Here is a 17,314-nt window from a genome sequence, read left to right on the forward strand (position 1 = left end):
CAGTGGCTGCGTGCGAACACGCGAGGGGGACCGCCCTAGGCGGCCCACCACTGCTGCAGGTTCGTGTTCACGGATTCAGCGTATCACCGGGTCAGCGACTGGACGATGAGCTCGTTGCGGGCGTCCTGCCCCAGCGGCACCGACGGGTGGACGCCGTCCCGCAGGTAGTTGGCCAGACGGTACGGCTTGACCCAGAGCCATTCGGCCCAGCGGATCACCTTGAGGTTCGGGTGCCGTTCCTGGGCGTCGTACAGCTGCATGTTGAGCCACGAGCTGTTGCGCTGGTCGGCGAGTTGCACGGTCGCCGGTACGGCCTTGCGCACGACCTGGAGGTTCACCCAGTAGACCGTCCGGTTGTTGCCGGCGATGCTCATCGCGCGGTCGACCTGGGCCGCGAACTTCGGCGGGTCGAAGATGTCGTTCGACCCGCTCGCCATCAGGATCCGCCGCGGCAGCCCGTACGCCGACGCCCACTGCTGGAGCGCGTCGACGGCGCCGGAGGTGGGCCGGCTGGACCAGTTGTTGACGGCCATCTGGCTGCCGTCCCGGCCGAGCAGCCGGGTCGCCAGCGACTTCCCGTCCTGGACGGAGATGCTGTCACCGAACATGTAGACACCGTTGGTCGCGACCACCCGGTGGATCTGTGTGGTGGTCGAGATCGCGCGGGTGCTGTTCGCCCAGGAGCCGAGGACGCCGGAGCCGTACGGCCCGGTGGACGTGGCCGTCGTCGCGGCGAACGCCGGGGCCGCGGACGCGGTCTGGGAGACGGCCAGGCCGGCGGCGGCTGCCGCTCCGGCTGTGACGAGCTGCCGTCGGTTCGGTTTGAAGAGCCTCACCGGGAGAACTGTAAGGCCCGGCGCCGGACGCGCAAGTCCGGATTGCCCTGATCTCACTGTCTGCAGTCGGCGGCCCGCGTATTCGGCGGTTTTCTCCGCATAATTCCGCAAATCTTGTAACGCTTTGCAGTCCGCTGCCGATTAATCGACTGTTGGACCAGTCACGGGCCGGCGCGACCATGGAGGGGTGTCGCGCCGCCCTTCCACTGGGTCACCAGGTCCTCGATCACCGGCCCGGCGACGGCCATCAGCTCCTCGGGCGTGGCGTCGAGCCCGTCCAGCTTGACCAGATGGCGCGAGATCACCAGCCCCAGGGTCAGCGCGCCGATCACGCCGGAGCGCACCACCGCGTCCTCGCCGGGCAGTTGCGCCGCGATCTGACGCTGCTGCGCGGTCATCGCCGTACGGACCTCCTCGGCTGCTTCCGGGTGGCTGAACATCGCGCGCAGGGCGGCCAGTGCGGCGGCCGGCTCGTCGGTCAGCTTCTCGGTCAGGGCAGCGGTGAGCTGGCGGGCGATCTGGTCCGGCGAGCCTTCGATCGGTCCGTCCGCCGGGACCGCGGCTGCCTGCGCGAACAGCTTCTCCTTGGAGCCGAAGTACCGCATCACCAGTCCGGGGTCGCTGCCGGCCGCGGCCGCGATCGCGCGGATCGTGGTCCGGTCGAACCCGTGCTCGCCGAACAGTCGCCGCGCGGCGGTCAGGATCCGCGCCTCGGTCCGTTGCCGCTGCTCCAGCCGTGTCGTCACGGCATTCAGTCTACGCATGTTGACTCAAGGTTCCGCCGGGGTTACGGTTTCAGTCAACACATGTAGACCGAAATGAGGAGCTCCGATGATCCAGGCGATCCTGCTGACCTTCCTGGCCGGACTGATGGGCACCAACGGCATCCCGCACTTCGTCCTGGGGATCACCGGGCGCGAGTTCCCGAACGTGACCGGCAACTCCGCCGTCAACAACGCGCTCGGTGGTCTGGCGGCGTTCCTGATCGCGGGAGTGCTGCTCGCCGTCGCCCGCCTCGGCGACCATCCGTGGCCGGCACTGATCGCCGGCGCCGTGGGGGTCGTCGCGATGACGATCTTCCATGCGCGCCGCGGGGCCTACTGGCTGAGCGCCAGGTTGGGGAAGGCTGTTCCGCAGGTCTGACGGCTCCCTACGACTATGGTCGGGGCATGAGTGGTGAGGCGTTGCTGGTCTTCGACGACGGACTGACCGCGTACGACTTCGGCCGCGGACACCCGATGAGTCCGATCCGGGTGGAGTTGACGATCAAGCTGGCCCGGGCGCTCGGGGTGCTCGACGAGCTCAAGGTGGTCCCGGCGCGGGTCGCCGACGACGCGTTGCTCGAGACCGTGCACACTCCCGAGTACGTCGCCGCCGTCAAGCGCGCCGGCGAACGGCCGGACGACGCCGACCCGATCCACGGTCTCGGGACCACGGACACATACTGCTTCCCGCGGATGCACGAGATCACGGCGCGCATCGTCGGCGCCAGCGTCGAGGCGGCACGTGCGGTCTGGGAGGGCGACGTACTCCATGCCGCGAACGTCTCCGGCGGGCTGCACCACGCGATGCCCAACCAGGCCAGCGGTTTCTGCGTCTACAACGATCCGGCGATCGCGATCCGGTGGCTGCTCGACCACGGCGCCGAGCGGGTCGCGTACGTCGACGTCGACGTGCACCACGGGGACGGCGTACAGACCGTGTTCTACGACGACCCGCGCGTCCTGACGGTGAGCCTGCACGAGTCGCCGACCACGCTCTTTCCCGGCACTGGTGGCGCCGGCGAGACCGGTGGGCCGAACGCCGAGGGTACGGCGGTCAACGTCGCGCTGCCGCCCGGGACCGGCGACGCGGGGTGGCTGCGCGCGTTCCATGCGGTCGTTCCGGACGTGGTGAAGGCCTTTCGGCCGCAGGTGCTGGTCACGCAGCACGGGTGCGACTCGCACGTCGAGGATCCGCTGGCCCATCTGACCAAGACGATCGACGGGCAGCGGGCGGCGTACCTCGCGTTGCACGATCTCGCGCATCAGTTGACCGAGGGGAAGTGGATCGCGACCGGCGGTGGCGGGTACGCGATCGTCGACGTCGTACCGCGAGCCTGGACCCATCTGCTGGCGATCGTCGCGGGGAACCCGATCGACCCGCTGACGCCGGTGCCGGACGCGTGGCGCGAGGAGGTCCAGATGCGCTTCGGCCGGGTCGCGCCGATGCGGATGACCGACGGCCGGGACGCGGCGTACGTCGACTGGTCCTCCGGCTACAACCCCGGCACCTGGCTCGACCGCGCGATCAAGGCGACACGCGACGCCAGCTTCCCTCTTTTGGGTATCGATCCAAGTTACTGAGTCACAGAAGTCCCCCTCTTTCCCATTCGTACCAACAGCCACTACGCTCGTTGCATGCGCGGACGGAGGTGCCGGAGGGGAAGCCGGCGCACGATCCGTGCTGGAAGTGCGGTGCGCAATGGCATCAAAGAAGTCCGGTGGTGAGCAGCCGCTCGCCGAGGTGAAGTTCCTGACCGTGGCGGAAGTCGCCACGGCCATGCGCGTGTCCAAGATGACGGTGTACCGACTGGTGCACTCCGGTGAGCTGCCCGCGGTGCGGGTGGGTCGTTCGTTCCGGGTCTCGGAGGAAGCCGTGCACGACTACCTCAAGGGCGCTTACTTTCAGGCCGGATAACAACGAGAGGCGAAGGGGCCGGACCCGTCAGGGACCCGGCCCCTTCGTCATGTCCTGGCCCCGCGCTGCCCGGTGTCAGGTCCGCGGGCGGCTGAGGGCCCGGAGGGCTTTGGCCGCCTGCTCGACGGTCTCGTCCGGCAGCCCGGCCCACAGCTCGTGGTGAGCGGCCGAGCTCGCCTTCACTGCCTGCTCAGCCAGGCTGATCCCCTCCGGCGTCAACCGGATCTGCGTACCGCGCCCGTCGTCCGGATCCGGCTCGCGGACCACGAGCCCTCGCCGTACCAGCCCGTTGGTCACGTTGCTGGTTCCGCCCGACGACAGCAGCAGGCTCCGGCTCAGATCCGACGGCTTCTGCCGGTACGGCGCTCCGCCGCGCCGCAACGCGACGATCACGTCGAACTCCGCCGTGGTCAGTCCGAGATCGCGTAGCACCCGCCGCGTCGCCTCGTTCAGCTCGCCGGCCAGCACCATGACCCGCTTCGTCAGCTCGCTGCTCGGATAGAGCACCTCGGGCAGCTCTTGCCACCAGGCAGCGATCAGCCGGTCCACCGCGTCGTCTTTCACGGTTGACATCCTAGAATCCTTTGATGATAGCTTTCATAAAAGCTTTCTAGTGAGGGAGATTGATCGGATGCTGCTTCTCCAGGGAGGGACCGTGATCGATACGGCCCCGGAGGTCGTCGTACGCCGGAACACCGACGTACTGATCGACGCCGGGCGGATCGCGGCGATCGGGAACGGACTGCGAGTCGACGCCGAGGTGATCGACGCGCGAGACCGGATCGTGGTCCCCGGTTTCGTCGACACGCATCGGCATCTCTGGCAGACCGCGCTCCGCGGCATCGCGGTCGACGCGAATCTCGGTGGGTACTTCGAGCGCGTCCTCGGAACCTACGGAGCGCGATTCCGCGCGGAAGACGTGGCCGCGGGCAACCTCGTCGGCGCGTTGGAATGTCTGGACGCCGGGATCACGACGGTGCAGGACTACTCCCACGTCCAGCGCACGCCCGACCATGCCGACGCGGCTCTGGATGCCTTGCGGCGCAGCGGAATCCGGGCCGTTTTCGGGTACGGTCCTTCACCGCTGAGCGGTGGCGCCGTGGACGCGCGGCAGATGCGGCGGATCATGGACCGGCGGTCGGAGCGTCTCGGGCTGGCGGTGGCTGCGATCGGGCCGTCGTTCGCGCCGTTCGAGACGGTGCAGGCGGACTGGGAGCTGGCGGATGCGCTCGACGTCCCGGTGGTCGTACACATCAGCAGCAGCTCGGACACGCCGGATCCGGTCACCCGCTTGCGGGATGCCGGGCTGGCGCGGCGGAACACGCTGTACGTGCACGGGAACAACCTTCCGGACTCCGAGCTGAAGGTGATCGCCGAGACCGGGGCGGCGGTCTCGATCACGCCGACGGTCGAGGCCCGGATGGAAATGGGGGAGCCGCTCGCCGGCCGGCTCCGAGCGGCCGGGGTCCACTTCAGCCTCGGGATCGATGTCGTGACGACGGCCGCTGGCGACATGTTCCGGGCGATGCATGAGGTGCTTTCGCTCGGCTACACGACGTTCTCCGCCGCCGATGTGTTGCAGTTGGCGACGGTCGGCGGCGCCAAGGCGCTCGGGCTGGCCGATGTCGGGTCGCTGGCGGTCGGCAACCAGGCTGACGTCGTCCTGTTGCGTGGCACGGACGTCAACCTGGCCGGGGGTATGCACGATCCGGTCGCGACCGTGGTGACCGCGGCGCACCCGGGCAACGTCGAGACGGTCCTGGTCGGAGGTACGCCGGTCAAGCGGGACGGTCGGCTGGTCAGCACGTCGCTGCCCGCCGCCCTCGCGGCGCTGGCCGAGTCGACGACGTACCTCACCGCTTGAGGAGGGCCCGGATCGCAGTGGTGATCTCGGTGGGGGCTTCCTCGGCCATGAAGTGGCCGGCGGTGGTGGTCTGGTGCTGGAGGTCGGTGGCCCACGCCTTCCAGCGGGCGGCGGCGTCGAACCCGAGAGCGGCGCCCCAGTCCTGCTGGATCACCGTCAACGGCATCCGCAGCTGGTTGCCCCGGGCAAGATCCTCCTGGTCGTGCGTGACGTCGACGCCCGCCGACGCGCGGTAGTCCGCGACGATCGACGGTACGGCGCGCCGGCAGGCGTCGAGGTAGACCGCCCGTACGTCGGCCGGGATCGCCTCCGGATCGTTGGCCCACAGGTCGAGGAAGTAGCCGAAGAACTCGTCCGAGCTCGCCGCGATCATCCGCTCCGGCAACCCGGCCGGCTGCGCCATCAGATAGAGATGGAATCCGACGGCCGCGCTGGTCCCGTGCATCACCTCCCACATGTCGAGTGTCGGCAGTACGTCGAGGCACATCAGGTGGGTGATCACGTCCGGATGGTCGAGACCGGCCCGGAACGCGACCAGTGCGCCCCGATCGTGACCGGCCAGTGCGAATGTGGAGTGCCCGAGCTCGCGCGCGACCGCGACGGCGTCGGCCGCCATGGTCCGCTTCGAGTAGTCGTCGACCGGCTTGTCGCTGTCGCCGTACCCACGCAGGTCCGGGCAGATGACGGTGTGGTCGGCGGCCAGGTCCGTGGCGACGTGGCGCCACATCAGGTGCGTCTGCGGGAAGCCGTGCAGCAGGACGACCGGCGTGCCGGAGCCGCCGACGGCGACGTTCGACGTCACCCCGTTCGCTCGCACCTGGTGGTAATCGAATCCGTTGATCTTCACGGAGATCATCCTGGTGCGGGGCGATGAGCATTCGATGAGCACGCTACGGTGACCAGGTGGAGTTCGGTGTGCTCGGGCCGGTGATGGCCTGGGACGGTCAGCCGGTCGACCTGAAGGGCCCGCGACACCGCGCGGTCCTGGCCCGGTTGATCGTGGCGCGCGGCCGCGTCGTACCGGCCAGGGTGCTGGTGGACGACCTGTGGGCGGATCCGCCGGACGGCGCGCTGAGCGCGTTGCGGACCTTTGTGGCCGCGCTGCGGAGAGCGATCGAGCCGGATCGGGCGCCGCGGGCACCGGCGCAGTTGCTGATCACGGCGGGTCCCGGCTACGCGCTCCGGACGGAGGAGGTCGACGCGTGGCGGTTCGAGCAGACGGTGGCGTCGTCGTCGTTGCCGGAGTTGCTGCGTGGGTTGGCGTTGTGGCGCGGGCCGGCGTACGCGGAGTTCGCCGACGAAGGATGGGCGCTGGCCGAGCGTTCGCGGCTCACCGAGCTGCGGTTGCGGGCGGTGGAGCAGGTCGCGGAGGCGCGGCTCGCGGCCGGGCTCGCGGCGGAGGCCGTGCCGGACCTCGACGCGCACGTGACCGAGCACCCCTGGCGTGAGGACGCGTGGCGGTTGCTCGCGCTGGCGCTGTACCGGAGCGATCGGCAGGGCGATGCGCTCGCCGTACTGCGTCGTGCGCGGGAGACCCTGGTGGGTCAGCTCGGCGTCGACCCCGGTCCCGGGCTCAGCCGCCTGGAGAGCGACATCCTCAACCAGGCCACGCATCTCACCTCGTTGGGCACGGGGTTCGACTCGGGGTTCGACTCGGTGTGGTCCGAGACAGCCGCGGCGTACGACCGGGCCGTCGGCGGCACCCGGGCACGGATCGAGTCCACGGTCGGCCTCCTCCGCAGCCTCGCGGTCACCGGTGGCGGTGGGCTCGAGGAGGCCCGTCGGCACCGGCTCGCCGCGGTGCGGGCGGCGGAAGAGCTGGGTGACCCCGACCTCACGGCGCGAGTCATCGGCGCGTACGACGTACCGGCGATCTGGACGCGGTCCGACGACGAGACGCAAGCGGCTGCGATCGTGGCGGCGGCGGAGCGGGTGCTGCCGACGCAGGATCACCCGAGTATCCGCGCCCGTCTGCTCGCGACGATCGCGCTCGAGTCGCGCGGGTCTCGCGCACCGCGCGCCCGCGAGGCGGCGCTCGGGGCCGAGCGGCTCGCCCGTGGTCTCGACGATCCGGCGCTGCTGGCGTTCGCGCTGAACGGCGTGTTCCTGCAGACCTGTCACCGCGCCGGTCTCGCGCCCGAACGCGACGCTGTCGGCGCGGAGCTTGTCACTGTCTCGCAGCGCCACAACCTGTTTACTTACGAGGTTCTGGGGCATCTGATCCGGCTGCAGTCGGCGTGTGCGCGCGCCGATCACGCGACCGCTGACGAGCACGCCGCGGCCGCCGACGCCCTTGCGGCCCGGCATGAACTACCACTCGTCGCGGTCTTCACCCGCTGGTACGCCGCTCTGCGTGAGGACACACCGGATGGCTACCGCGTCGCGGCTGCCACACTCGACGGTGCGGGGATGCCTGGGCTGAGCGCCGGTCTCCTCCCGCTGGCGCTGGCCGCGCACGCCGTACGGCACGACCAGCCGATCCCCGACGCTGACTACGGCCCGCATGCCCCGTGGGTGGCCGGCGCGCCGGATCCGCCGCCCGGGCTGCTGCTGGAGGCGCACTGGGCGCTGACCGCACACGCAGCCCGCCGATCGGGTGACGGTGAGCTCTTGCAGAAGGCGCAGGCAGCGCTGGCGCCGGCGAAAGACGAACACGCGGCCGGCAGCGGTCTCCTCACCCTGGGCCCGATCGCCAACTACCTGAACTAACGCTCTCCCGGGGGCTTAGTGGTCGTCGGGTGAGCCTGTTTCGGATTTGCGGTCGGCCTGTTGCCGCAGCTCGTGATGCGACTGGTGTGCGGTCGTCCGGTACGCCTCTTCGTACGCCGCGAGCGCCCCGGCCACCCCAGATCCGCGCCCACGCCGCTTCGCCCACGTCGCGAACCAGGTCAGCCCCGCGAGCACCACCGCGAGTCCGCCGAGAAACACCAGAGTGGCCACGTCTTCACGGTACCTGCCACGTTCGCAGCCGGCTCCCAGGTTCCTTCCAGGCCCGTCGCAGTCCGCGCGACCAGGATGGAACCATCAACCCCCGAAGGAGGCTCCCGATGCCTGTCCGAATCGTCAAGGCCGTTGCCGTAGGCACCATCGCGACCCTGGGCCTGGCCGCCGTCGCCTTCACTCCCGCGGCCTACGCGAGCACCAGCAGGCAGACCGCGACCCCACACCTCGCCGTCCTCTCCAGGCCGGTCACCCCGGTCGCCGTCCGCAAGGCCGCCTAGCTAGAGCTCCAGACTCCAGTCGTTGCAGCGCATCCAGTGCCCCTTGGGATACTCGAAATCGCGCTCGCCGAGCAAGCTGAACCCGGCCCTCCGGCACAACGCATTGGACGCCGCATTGGCCACGCCCGGGTAGGCGTGCAGCGTCCGATGCGATCCGGCCGCCCCCGCGACCTTCGCAACCGCCTGCACGGCACCGGACGCGAGCCCGCGCCCCTGGAACTCCGGCAGAATCGCCCAGCCCGTCTCCCAGACGGTCTCGTCGCTCTCCTCGTGCTCCCAGTAACCGATCGACCCGGCCCGCTCACCCTCCTCGGTGACGACCACGAACATCTGCCCGGTGAACGGGTTCTCGACGTACCTCCGGTGCCGGTCCCGCAGCTTCTCAGGGGTCTCCGGACCGCCGAGGTACGCCGTCATCTCCGGCGTGTTGCACCGCTCGAGCAGCCAGAAGTCCTGCTCTCTCCAAGGATCCAGCGTCACCATGCAGCCAGTAGAGCAGCCGCCACCGACAGTTTCAGGCGATCCGGCGGGCGCGCAGGGCCAGGGCGTGCGGGATGTCCGGTCCGGTGGGCTCCTCGAAATGCTCCACCGCCAGGCCGGACGTGACGACGGCGTTCAGGAAGCCGGCCAGGGTCATGTGGGACATCCCGATACGCCGGCGGATCCCGTCCTCGCCCCACCACGGCATCTCGGTGTGCCACCCCGTCTGCCGGTAGGTCGGATGCACGGTCCGGCGCCCGTCCTCCTCGTAGACGACGTGCGGTCCGTTGAAGCAGGGATGGACGCCGTACGTGACGAACACTCCGCCGGGACGGAGCACCCGTGCCGCCTCGCGGAGGACCGAGCCGAAGTCGTCCACGTCCGTGGAGATCCACAGGGAGACGGCGGTGTCGAAAGATGCGTCGGCAAACGGAAGCGCTGCCGCGTCACCGTGCAGCAGCGGACCGGTGGTGCGCGTCCGGGCGCGGCGGAGCTGGTCGATCGAGAAGTCCAGTCCGACCACGGAGCGGCCGCTGGCGCGGATGGTTTCGAAGTTCCGCCCGGTACCGCAGCCGATGTCCAGACAGGGGCCGGAGCCCGGACCGAGCAGTTCCAGAAGACCAGGCTGATGGGGCGGTGCATCGGCGACGAACCGCTCGTCGTACCACTCCGCCAGACCGTCGTACCGAGCCCTCATGGCGCCTCCCCAGGTCGGCTCCTAGTCTATCTGTGGAGCCTGCTTTAGGTCGGGGAAGCGACCTACGGGTAAGCTTTGCCGACGTTCTCTTTGAGTTTGGATGGTCAGACGTGGGTTCCGTAATCAAGAAGCGCCGTAAGCGTATGGCGAAGAAGAAGCACCGCAAGCTGCTGAAGAAGACGCGGGTCCAGCGCCGCAAGCTCGGCAAGTAAGCAGTTTTTCGCCGCGCCCGGTCCGGCTGGGGGGTTTCTCGTGGCACAGGTAGTGATGGTGACCGGCGTCTCGCGGGACGCCGGTGCTCGCTGTGCCCGGGCCTTGGCCGAGGACCCGTCGATCGGAACCGTGATCGGTGTCGACGTGGTTCCGCCGCGCGCGGAGCTCGGCCGGGTCCGATTCGTCCGTGCGGACATCCGCAACCCGGTGATCGCCAAGGTGATCGCCGCGGAGGACGTGGACACGGTCGTGCACACCGGCGTGGTGGCGACTCCCGGCAGCGCCGGTGGCCGGTCGTCGATGAAGGAGATCAACGTCATCGGCACCATGCAGCTGCTCGCCGCCTGCCAGAAGGCGCCCGGCGTGGCCAAGCTGGTGGTGAAGTCGTCGACCACGGTGTACGGCGCCGGTCCGCGCGATCCGGCGATGTTCACCGAGGAGATGGCGCCGCGGGCGACCCATCAGCACGGGCTGAGCAAGGACGCGGTCGAGGTCGAGGGGTACGTGCGCGGTTTCGCGCGCCGCCGTCCCGACGTCTGCGTCAGCACGCTCCGGATGGCGAACTGGATCGGCCCCAAGACCGACTCCCCGATGACGCGGTACTTCGGGCTTCCCGTCGTACCGACCGTCTTCGGGTTCGACGCGCGCCTGCAGTTCCTGCACGAGGACGACGGAGTCGAGGCGATCCGGCACGCGACCGTGAACGACCTCGCCGGGACCTTCAACCTGGCCGGTGACGGCGTGCTCACGCTGTCCCAGGCGATCCGCCGGCTCGGCCGGCCGACGCTGCGGCTGCCCTCGTTCACCGCCTCCAGCACCGCGGCCGCCGTCCGGCGCGCCCGGCTGGCGGACTTCTCGCCGGACCAGATCACCTTCCTGACCTTCGGCCGCGGCGTCGACACCACGCGGATGCGGACCGAGTTCGGGTTCGAGCCGAAGTACACGACGGCTGAGGCGTTCGACGACTTCCGCGCCTCGCTCGGGACCGGCGCGGTGACCCGGCTGTCCGGGCTGCTGTCCGCTGGTCTGGGGGCGTTCCGTGGCTGACGCGGACGTGATCCCGATCGGCTCCGGCGGTCGCCCGGGCCGCGGTAGCGGCCGCCGTACGACGCCTTCCGCTGCGGCGCGAGCGCTCGCCGGCGATGCGGCGCGTTCGAAGAAGAAGCGCCGGCAGACCGAGACCCCGGTGGAGGCGACGGCCGACCCGGTGACCGCGGTGCCCGAGGCCGGCGTTCCGCCGACGGAGCTGCCGAAGCTGGACTTCGCCGGGCTCGAGCGGATCGTGCGGGAGCTGTTCGGGGAGGACGGCGAGCGGCGGGTCGCGCAGTGGCTGGCGTTCCTGCGCCGGCGGGTGACCGGGGACTACGCGATCGACGAGTTCGGGTACGACGCCGACCTGACCGACCAGGTGCTGCTGCCGATGCTGCGGCCGCTGGCGGAGAAATGGTTCCGGGTCGAGGTGCGCGGCGTGGAGAACATCCCGGGCGACGGCGGCGCGCTGATCGTCGCCAACCACTCGGGCACGATGCCGCTCGACGGTCTCGTCACCCAGCTGATCGTCGCCGACCACGCGCACCGGCCGCTGCGCACGCTCGCGGCCGACCTGGTGTTCCAGACGCCGTTCGTCGGTGAGCTGTCCCGCAAGGGCGGGGCGACGCTCGCCAACAACGACGACGCCGAGCGGTTGCTCGGCCGGGGCGATCTGGTCGGCGTCTGGCCGGAGGGGTTCAAGGGAATCGGGAAGCCGTTCGCGGAGCGGTACAAGCTGCAGCGGTTCGGGCGTGGCGGGTTCGTCAGCGCGGCGATGCGGACCGGCGTACCGATCGTCCCGTGTTCGATCGTCGGCGCCGAGGAGATCTACCCGCTGGTCGGCAACATCGCGTCGCTGGCCCGGCTGCTCGGCGTCCCGTACATCCCGATCACGCCGTTCTTCCCGCTGCTCGGCCCGCTCGGCCTGATCCCGCTGCCGTCCAAGTGGCTGATCGAGTTCGGCGAACCGATCCGCACCGACGAGTTCCCGGACGGCGCCGCTGACGACCCGATGCTGGTCTTCAACGTCACCGACCAAGTCCGCGAAACCATCCAGCAGACCTTGTACACCCTGCTGATGCAACGCCGCAGCGTCTTCTTCTGAGCACCCCACACCAGGGGTTATCCGCTCCTCGTGGGGGTTCTCCGCCCGTACACCAGCGCAGAACCCCACCACGAGCGGATAACCCGTCAACGCGCCAACCCGAACGGCCCGGCGGCACCCCAACGACCGACAGCACCCCGAGCCGGCGGCGCCCCGAGCTGACGGCGGCGCCCCGAGTTGGCGGCGGCGCCCCGAGTTGGCGGCGGCGCCCCGAGCTGGCCGCGGCGCCCCGAGTTGGCCGCCGCGTAGACGAGCACCGACCCACGGGCGCGGCGCGGGGTGGCGCGGGAGTGGCGCGGCGGGGTGGCGCGGGCGCGGGGCGGGGTGGTGCGGGTGTGGTGCGGGCGGTGCGGGTGCGGGGCGGTGCGGGGCGGTGCGGGTGTGGTGCGGGTGTGGTGCGGGTGTGGTGCGGGGTGGCGCGTGCCGTGTGGTCCTGCGCGCAACACGAGGGGTTATCCCCTCGTGTTGGGGGTTCTCTGCTGCCACACCAGCGCAGAACCCCCAATGCCAGGGGATAACCCCTCCAACTTCTCAGGCCGGACGCGGGAGCCGCGCGGGGCGGGCTGGAGCGTGCGCACCCAAGCCGGGGTGCCGGGGGAAGGCGTTGGGAGGGGACGGGCGCAGAAGGGCGCGGGTGCGGGAAGGGGAGCGGGGTGGAAGGGCGCGGGTGCGGGAAGGTGAGCGGGGCGGAGGGTGAGCGGGGTGGAAGGGCGCGGGTGCGGGAAGGTGAGCGGGGTGGAAGGGCGCGGGTGCGGGAAGGTGAGCGGGGCGGAAGGTGAGCGGGGCGGAAGGGCGCGGGTGCGGGAAGGTGAGCGGGGTGGAAGGGCGCGGGTGCGGAAGGGCGCGGGTGCGGGAAGGTGAGCGGGGTGGAAGGTGAGCGGGGTGGAAGGGCGCGGGTGCGGGAAGGTGCGCGGGGCGGAGGGTGAGCGGGGTGGAAGGGCGCGGGTGCGGGAAGGTGCGCGGGGCGGAGGGTGAGCGGGGTGGAAGGGCGCGGGCGCGGGAAGGTGAACGCGGCGGAAGGCGAATGGGGCGGAAGGGGAGCGGGGGGAGGGGACGCAACAGCCCCCGGCACCTGGTGCGGGTGCCGGGGGCTGTTGTGTGGGGCTCTGCGGTCTGGGTGCCGAAGCGCTCGTACGGCGGGCCCTTGGTTGCCTGGTGCTACTTCCAGGGTGGGAGCAGCGTTTCGATGATGCCAGGCAGGTTGATCAGTGGGGTGGTCGGGAACGGCCACGGCCACGACGGTGTGGTCGGGGTCAGCGAAGGCAGCACGGTGGGCGTCGCAATCGGCGAGTTTGACGACGACGGCCGGGGTGGTGTCTTCAGGATCGTCGGCGGGGGAGTGTTCGACTCCTGGACGATCGTGGTGTTCGGCAACTTGGTCGGCGACGTGCTCGGCTCGACCGCGGTGGTCGAGGCGCCGGGCGTCGGGATCGTCGTCGAGGCCTTCTGGCTGGTCGACGCCTTGACCGGATCGCTCGGCTCCGTGCCGGTGCCGGGGGTCGTACGGTTCGGCTGGGTGCCGGTGCTCGGAGTGGACGCGGCCGGCTTCGGCGCGGCGCACTTCGGGCAGGCTGCCGAGGTGTGCTGCGCCAGCTGCTCGATCGTCGCCAGCGCCTCCACTCCGGACTTCAGTGATTCCGGCGGCAGTTTCGGCGCGAGCCCCACAAGAGCCTGGCGGGCGCTGGTGATGAAGGCCGTGATCGCGGTGATCGACGTCTCGTCGCCGTCCTGCTGGTACGACGCGACCAATCGGGACACACCCTTGCGGGCCTGCGCCGAGAAGTCGTCCAGCGTCGCGTTGATCGTGCCCACCGAGCCGCCGTTGCCGGCCAGCTCCTGGACTTCGGACAGTCGGGTCATGGCGTGCTCGAGATCGCGCCGGCCGCGAGAGTCGTCACCGACGCTCACGTTGGTCGAGACGTTCTCGATGCTGCGCTTCATTCCGTACAAGGTGTCACCGGGCATCGCCTGCTGAGCAGCGGCAGCGGAACCGATGCCACCTCCGAGCAGGACCAACGCGGCAGTTGAGGCCACGAGCCGGATCCTCCGGCCCTGGCGACGGCGAATAGCTGTCACGGACGCGCCAACGTCCTCGCTACCCGGCGGGTCGTCCGAGTCGTCTGGTGCGCTGCGCACCATCAGCGGAGTCGCAGTGGTCGCCGAACGCGCCGCCGCCTGCTCCATCAGGCGGTGCCGCAGCTCGGCACTGAACTCCGGTCGCGGTGCCACTGCGCCGGCGGTCCTCAGCCGTCCGACCAGTTCCACAGCTTCCAGTAACTCGGGGTCATCGCCAAGTCGCGTGGAGTGACGGGGCCCGTGATCGACGGCGTGCGCGAATGCCTCCGCGCGCGCTCGAGCCCTGTGTAGGTCACTCATGAGTTCTCGTTCTCCTCAATGGCCAGTCGGGGTCACCGACAGGTCCTCACCAGGCAAACGAGGTAACTCCCTGACGGGTTACGAAAGACGTTCGTTGTCATCCGCCTCATCTCAAGTCCTTGGGGATAACCTTCGCCAAGTGCCGTACGGCTCTCAGTTGGAGTTGCTTGACGGCGCCTTCGGACTTCTCCAGCGCCTTGGCCGTCTCGGCGATCGACAGGCCGGCGAAGAACCGCATCGTCAGACAGTCGCGTTGCTCGTCCGGCAGGCCGGCCACCGCATCCCGCAGGACCTCCGCCGTGGCCGCGGCCAGGACGTCGATCTCCGGGCCCTCGGTCTGCCGGTCGTGGGTCTCGATCTCGTCGGTGACCACCTCGAGCCGGACCCGGCCGGACTTGTAGTGGTCGGTGATCAGGTTCCGGGCGATCGTCACCAGCCAGGCTCCGAAGTCCCGGCCCTGCCAGCGGAACGAGTCGAGTGCCCGGAGTGCCCGGACGAACGTCTCGCTGGTCAGGTCCTCGGCGAGTGCCGACGAGGACACTCGGGCGTAGATGTAGCGATAGACGGTGAGCGAGTACTCGTCGTACAGCTCACCGAAGGCACCGACGTCCCCGGCCTGGGCGCGATCGACGAGCTCCGCACGTCTCATCCCGTCCGGGCTTGGCTCCGGCGTGGTCAAGATTTCTCCCCGTTCAACTGACACGTCGTTTGACACATCCGCGAATGGCCACAGTGGCTGGGACAGCACAGAGCGTTACTGGTCGAACGCATGCTGTCAACAGCCTGAGGCGTGCCGCCTTCCGTTCGGTCGAATGGTCACGAATGCGCCAGCGGACTGCTTCCGAAGTTCGGAGCAGCCTGCTGTCGGGGGTGGTGCATCGCGCATGAGGTCCCCGCGCGGACGGGTTTCTGCAGTGTGAGGTTCAACAGAAGCGCGCCCACGAGTTCACCTGTATATCGGCCGTCACGCTCTGCTGCAACCGTTCTGAGCGCGCCGGTTTCTCCCGGAGCGAATCCGGGGCGTGACAGACTCGCCTGGTGAACGTGAATTTCGCGGACATCCTTCGTGACACAGCGCAACGTCACCCCGCCCGTCCCGCGCTGATCGACGGGGACCGGCGGCTGACCTGGGGTGAGCTCGACCAGGCCGTCGACCGGGCCGCGCAGGGGTTCGCCGCGGCCGGCCTGGTGCCCGGGTACCGGGTCCTGCTGCTGGTTGCCAACAGCATCGAGTTCGTCACGTCCTACCTGGGCATACTCCGCGCCGGATTGGTTGCCGTGCCGCTGAACACCGGGCTCACGAAACCCGAGGTGGCGGCCGTCGTGGAGCATTCCGGAGCCCGTCTCGCGGTCGCCGGACCGGGTCTCGCGGACCGTGTCGACGGCATCCGGACGGTGGCGCCGGGCGAGCTCGAAGGTGACACACCGTTACTTCCGCTGATCGATCCCGAGACCCTCGCGGTGCTCCTGTACACCTCCGGAACGAGTGGGGATCCGCGGGCCGCGATGCTCACCCATCGGGCACTCGCGGCGAACGTCCGCAACCTCGGCGAGCTCGGCGAGGACCGGATGGGCCCCGAGGACGTGGTTCTGGGGGTGCTCCCGATGTTCCACGCGTTCGGCCTGAACGCGGTCCTCGGCTGGGCTGTCGCGACCGGCGCGGCCCTGATCGTCGAGCAGCGCTTCGACCCCGAGCAGACCCTCGGTCTGATCGGCAGGTACGGCGTGACGCGGCTCCCGCTCGCTCCGCCGGCACTGCACGCGTTGCTCACCCGCCCGGACCTGCGGGCCGCCCTGAAGACGGTGAAGGTGGTCCTGACCGGCGCGTCCACGCTGGATCGCGCGCTCGCGGACCGCTTCGAGCGGGCGACCGGACTGCATGTTCACCAGGGTTACGGCCTGACCGAGGCGTCCCCGGGGGTCACCACCACCCTCGGCGAGGCCGAGCCGAAGCCCGGCTCGGTCGGCCGCCCGTTGCCGAACGTCGAGATCCGGATCGCCGACGAGCAGGGTGAGGACGTCGAGGGCGACGACCCCGGCGAGATCCTGATCCGCGGCGGCAACCTGTTCTCCGGCTACTGGCCGGACGGTGTGGACGGCCCCGACGCCGAGGGCTGGTACCGGACCGGCGACGTCGGGTTCCTGGACGCGGACGGCGACCTGTTCCTGGTCGACCGGTTGCGGGAGCTGATCATCGTGTCCGGGTTCAACGTGTTCCCCAGTGAGGTCGAAGACGTGCTGGTCGGAGCTCCCGGCGTACGGGAGGCGGCCGTGATCGGCGTACCGTCCGAGGAGACCGGCGAGGCGGTCAAGGCGTTCGTCGTACCGTTGCCGGACGCATCGGTCGACGTCGCAACGGTCCAGGAGTACGCCGCGACCCGCCTGGCGCGGTTCAAGTGTCCGGTGGAGATCGACGTGGTGGAGTACCTGCCGCACTCGGTGACCGGGAAGGTCGCGAAGGGGCGGCTGCGGGAGGGGGACCGGTGAGCCCGGTGAGCCCGGTGAGCAGAGTCACGATGTACGGCAAGCCGGGGTGTCATCTGTGCGACGACGCCCGCGCGGTGATCGAGGCGGTCTGCGCCGAGGTGGGGGCGGATTGGACCGAGGTCGACATCACGCAGGACGACCGGTTGTTCACGCAGTACGGCGAGCAGATCCCGGTCACGTTCGTGGACGGGAAGCAGCACGACTTCTGGCGAGTGGACCCCGCCCGCCTCCGAAAAGCACTGATGAGGTAGTGGGTGAGGGAGGCCTGTCTCCTAGGTCACTCCCGCCGATTTTGTTCTCACGTTCACAAGCTCCTAGAGTAAGAGA

20 protein-coding genes are annotated in these 17,314 nt (G+C 69.8%); 11 read left to right on the forward strand and 9 right to left on the reverse strand.

The window, feature by feature from the left end; genetic code table 11:
* Positions 1-83: 83 nt before the first annotated feature.
* Together ACFYRH_RS09110 and ACFYRH_RS09115 are read right to left on the reverse strand one after the other, a co-directional pair.
* Positions 84-836 carry a hypothetical protein gene (locus ACFYRH_RS09110; protein WP_387770519.1) on the reverse strand — a complete coding sequence of 251 codons (753 nt, stop codon included), beginning with the start codon at positions 834-836 and terminating at the stop codon, positions 84-86.
* A gap of 161 nt (positions 837-997) precedes the next feature.
* On the reverse strand, positions 998-1,582 hold the full coding sequence (locus ACFYRH_RS09115; RefSeq protein ID WP_387770522.1) for a TetR family transcriptional regulator: 585 nt from the start codon (positions 1,580-1,582) through the stop codon (positions 998-1,000).
* A gap of 85 nt (positions 1,583-1,667) precedes the next feature.
* Between ACFYRH_RS09115 and ACFYRH_RS09120 the strand changes: the two genes are divergently transcribed.
* From ACFYRH_RS09120 to ACFYRH_RS09130, 3 genes are all read left to right on the forward strand, one after another.
* Complete coding sequence (locus ACFYRH_RS09120; protein ID WP_387770525.1) at positions 1,668-1,979, forward strand: hypothetical protein; 312 nt, start codon at positions 1,668-1,670, stop codon at positions 1,977-1,979.
* A 26-nt stretch (positions 1,980-2,005) separates the two neighbouring features.
* Entirely contained in the window at positions 2,006-3,181 is a 1,176-nt protein-coding gene (locus tag ACFYRH_RS09125) for an acetoin utilization protein AcuC (protein ID WP_387770528.1), read from the forward strand.
* Positions 3,182-3,299: 118 nt separating this feature from the next.
* Positions 3,300-3,515, forward strand: a complete 216-nt coding sequence (locus tag ACFYRH_RS09130; protein ID WP_387770531.1) for a helix-turn-helix domain-containing protein — start codon at positions 3,300-3,302, stop codon at positions 3,513-3,515.
* A 75-nt stretch (positions 3,516-3,590) separates the two neighbouring features.
* On the opposite strand, the gene ACFYRH_RS09135 is transcribed toward ACFYRH_RS09130, so the two are convergent.
* Entirely contained in the window at positions 3,591-4,088 is a 498-nt protein-coding gene (locus ACFYRH_RS09135) for a MarR family winged helix-turn-helix transcriptional regulator (RefSeq protein ID WP_387770534.1), read from the reverse strand.
* Positions 4,089-4,170: 82 nt separating this feature from the next.
* Here ACFYRH_RS09135 and ACFYRH_RS09140 point away from each other — a divergent pair, with 82 nt between their 5' ends.
* Entirely contained in the window at positions 4,171-5,379 is a 1,209-nt protein-coding gene (locus tag ACFYRH_RS09140; RefSeq protein WP_387770537.1) for an amidohydrolase family protein, read from the forward strand.
* Here ACFYRH_RS09140 and ACFYRH_RS09145 read toward each other — a convergent pair.
* Positions 5,369-6,235 carry an alpha/beta fold hydrolase gene (locus tag ACFYRH_RS09145; protein ID WP_387770540.1) on the reverse strand — a complete coding sequence of 289 codons (867 nt, stop codon included), beginning with the start codon at positions 6,233-6,235 and terminating at the stop codon, positions 5,369-5,371. The two genes, ACFYRH_RS09140 and ACFYRH_RS09145, sit on opposite strands and share 11 nt — an antisense overlap.
* 47 nt (positions 6,236-6,282) lie before the next feature.
* Here ACFYRH_RS09145 and ACFYRH_RS09150 point away from each other — a divergent pair, with 47 nt between their 5' ends.
* Positions 6,283-8,088 (forward strand): BTAD domain-containing putative transcriptional regulator, encoded by a 1,806-nt coding sequence (locus ACFYRH_RS09150; protein ID WP_387770543.1) that lies wholly within the window; start codon positions 6,283-6,285, stop codon positions 8,086-8,088.
* A gap of 15 nt (positions 8,089-8,103) precedes the next feature.
* On the opposite strand, the gene ACFYRH_RS09155 is transcribed toward ACFYRH_RS09150, so the two are convergent.
* A complete protein-coding gene (locus ACFYRH_RS09155) occupies positions 8,104-8,319 on the reverse strand; it encodes a hypothetical protein (RefSeq protein WP_387770546.1) in 216 nt (71 codons plus the stop codon).
* A 107-nt stretch (positions 8,320-8,426) separates the two neighbouring features.
* On the opposite strand from ACFYRH_RS09155, the gene ACFYRH_RS09160 reads away from it, so the two are divergent.
* Positions 8,427-8,600 carry a hypothetical protein gene (locus ACFYRH_RS09160; RefSeq protein WP_387770549.1) on the forward strand — a complete coding sequence of 58 codons (174 nt, stop codon included), beginning with the start codon at positions 8,427-8,429 and terminating at the stop codon, positions 8,598-8,600.
* On the opposite strand, the gene ACFYRH_RS09165 is transcribed toward ACFYRH_RS09160, so the two are convergent.
* The gene (locus tag ACFYRH_RS09165; protein ID WP_387770552.1) at positions 8,601-9,083 is read right to left on the reverse strand and encodes a GNAT family N-acetyltransferase; all 483 of its coding nucleotides are present in this window, start codon (positions 9,081-9,083) and stop codon (positions 8,601-8,603) included.
* A 31-nt stretch (positions 9,084-9,114) separates the two neighbouring features.
* Positions 9,115-9,777 (reverse strand): class I SAM-dependent methyltransferase, encoded by a 663-nt coding sequence (locus tag ACFYRH_RS09170; RefSeq protein ID WP_387770555.1) that lies wholly within the window; start codon positions 9,775-9,777, stop codon positions 9,115-9,117.
* 110 nt (positions 9,778-9,887) lie between these two features.
* On the opposite strand from ACFYRH_RS09170, the gene ACFYRH_RS09175 reads away from it, so the two are divergent.
* The 3 genes from ACFYRH_RS09175 to ACFYRH_RS09185 are packed head-to-tail and all read left to right on the forward strand — an operon-like array spanning position 9,888 to position 12,124.
* Positions 9,888-9,989 (forward strand): 30S ribosomal protein bS22, encoded by a 102-nt coding sequence (locus ACFYRH_RS09175; RefSeq protein ID WP_008356322.1) that lies wholly within the window; start codon positions 9,888-9,890, stop codon positions 9,987-9,989.
* Between the two features lie 55 nt (positions 9,990-10,044).
* Positions 10,045-11,037 carry an NAD-dependent epimerase/dehydratase family protein gene (locus ACFYRH_RS09180; protein ID WP_387771756.1) on the forward strand — a complete coding sequence of 331 codons (993 nt, stop codon included), beginning with the start codon at positions 10,045-10,047 and terminating at the stop codon, positions 11,035-11,037.
* A complete protein-coding gene (locus tag ACFYRH_RS09185) occupies positions 11,030-12,124 on the forward strand; it encodes a lysophospholipid acyltransferase family protein (protein ID WP_387770558.1) in 1,095 nt (364 codons plus the stop codon). The genes ACFYRH_RS09180 and ACFYRH_RS09185 overlap by 8 nt, the downstream gene beginning before the upstream one ends.
* A 1,158-nt stretch (positions 12,125-13,282) precedes the next feature.
* On the opposite strand, the gene ACFYRH_RS09190 is transcribed toward ACFYRH_RS09185, so the two are convergent.
* Together ACFYRH_RS09190 and ACFYRH_RS09195 are read right to left on the reverse strand one after the other, a co-directional pair.
* The gene (locus tag ACFYRH_RS09190; protein ID WP_387770561.1) at positions 13,283-14,158 is read right to left on the reverse strand and encodes a DUF5667 domain-containing protein; all 876 of its coding nucleotides are present in this window, start codon (positions 14,156-14,158) and stop codon (positions 13,283-13,285) included.
* Between the two features lie 448 nt (positions 14,159-14,606).
* Positions 14,607-15,149, reverse strand: coding sequence for a sigma-70 family RNA polymerase sigma factor (locus tag ACFYRH_RS09195; protein ID WP_130384882.1), 543 nt, complete (start codon positions 15,147-15,149; stop codon positions 14,607-14,609).
* A 389-nt stretch (positions 15,150-15,538) separates the two neighbouring features.
* Between ACFYRH_RS09195 and ACFYRH_RS09200 the strand changes: the two genes are divergently transcribed.
* Together ACFYRH_RS09200 and ACFYRH_RS09205 are read left to right on the forward strand one after the other, a co-directional pair.
* The gene (locus ACFYRH_RS09200) at positions 15,539-16,987 is read left to right on the forward strand and encodes a class I adenylate-forming enzyme family protein (protein WP_387770565.1); all 1,449 of its coding nucleotides are present in this window, start codon (positions 15,539-15,541) and stop codon (positions 16,985-16,987) included.
* Between the two features lie 29 nt (positions 16,988-17,016).
* Complete coding sequence (locus ACFYRH_RS09205; RefSeq protein ID WP_387771759.1) at positions 17,017-17,238, forward strand: glutaredoxin family protein; 222 nt, start codon at positions 17,017-17,019, stop codon at positions 17,236-17,238.
* Positions 17,239-17,314: the final 76 nt, after the last annotated feature.

The organism is Kribbella sp. NPDC004875 (genome assembly GCF_042873375.1).
Lineage (GTDB): Bacteria > Actinomycetota > Actinomycetes > Propionibacteriales > Kribbellaceae > Kribbella.

What these genes read in the sequence shown, in the direction of transcription:
- ACFYRH_RS09195 (WP_130384882.1), bottom strand. Translation starts at nt 15,149, where the DNA reads ATGAGACGTGCGGAGCTCGTCGATCGCGCCCAGGCCGGGGACGTCGGT.
- ACFYRH_RS09120 (WP_387770525.1), top strand. Translation starts at nt 1,668, where the DNA reads ATGATCCAGGCGATCCTGCTGACCTTCCTGGCCGGACTGATGGGCACC.
- ACFYRH_RS09125 (WP_387770528.1), top strand. Translation starts at nt 2,006, where the DNA reads ATGAGTGGTGAGGCGTTGCTGGTCTTCGACGACGGACTGACCGCGTAC.
- ACFYRH_RS09205 (WP_387771759.1), top strand. Translation starts at nt 17,017, where the DNA reads ATGTACGGCAAGCCGGGGTGTCATCTGTGCGACGACGCCCGCGCGGTG.
- ACFYRH_RS09135 (WP_387770534.1), bottom strand. Translation starts at nt 4,088, where the DNA reads ATGTCAACCGTGAAAGACGACGCGGTGGACCGGCTGATCGCTGCCTGG.
- ACFYRH_RS09145 (WP_387770540.1), bottom strand. Translation starts at nt 6,235, where the DNA reads ATGATCTCCGTGAAGATCAACGGATTCGATTACCACCAGGTGCGAGCG.
- ACFYRH_RS09180 (WP_387771756.1), top strand. Translation starts at nt 10,045, where the DNA reads ATGGTGACCGGCGTCTCGCGGGACGCCGGTGCTCGCTGTGCCCGGGCC.
- ACFYRH_RS09130 (WP_387770531.1), top strand. Translation starts at nt 3,300, where the DNA reads ATGGCATCAAAGAAGTCCGGTGGTGAGCAGCCGCTCGCCGAGGTGAAG.
- ACFYRH_RS09160 (WP_387770549.1), top strand. Translation starts at nt 8,427, where the DNA reads ATGCCTGTCCGAATCGTCAAGGCCGTTGCCGTAGGCACCATCGCGACC.
- ACFYRH_RS09165 (WP_387770552.1), bottom strand. Translation starts at nt 9,083, where the DNA reads ATGGTGACGCTGGATCCTTGGAGAGAGCAGGACTTCTGGCTGCTCGAG.
- ACFYRH_RS09170 (WP_387770555.1), bottom strand. Translation starts at nt 9,777, where the DNA reads ATGAGGGCTCGGTACGACGGTCTGGCGGAGTGGTACGACGAGCGGTTC.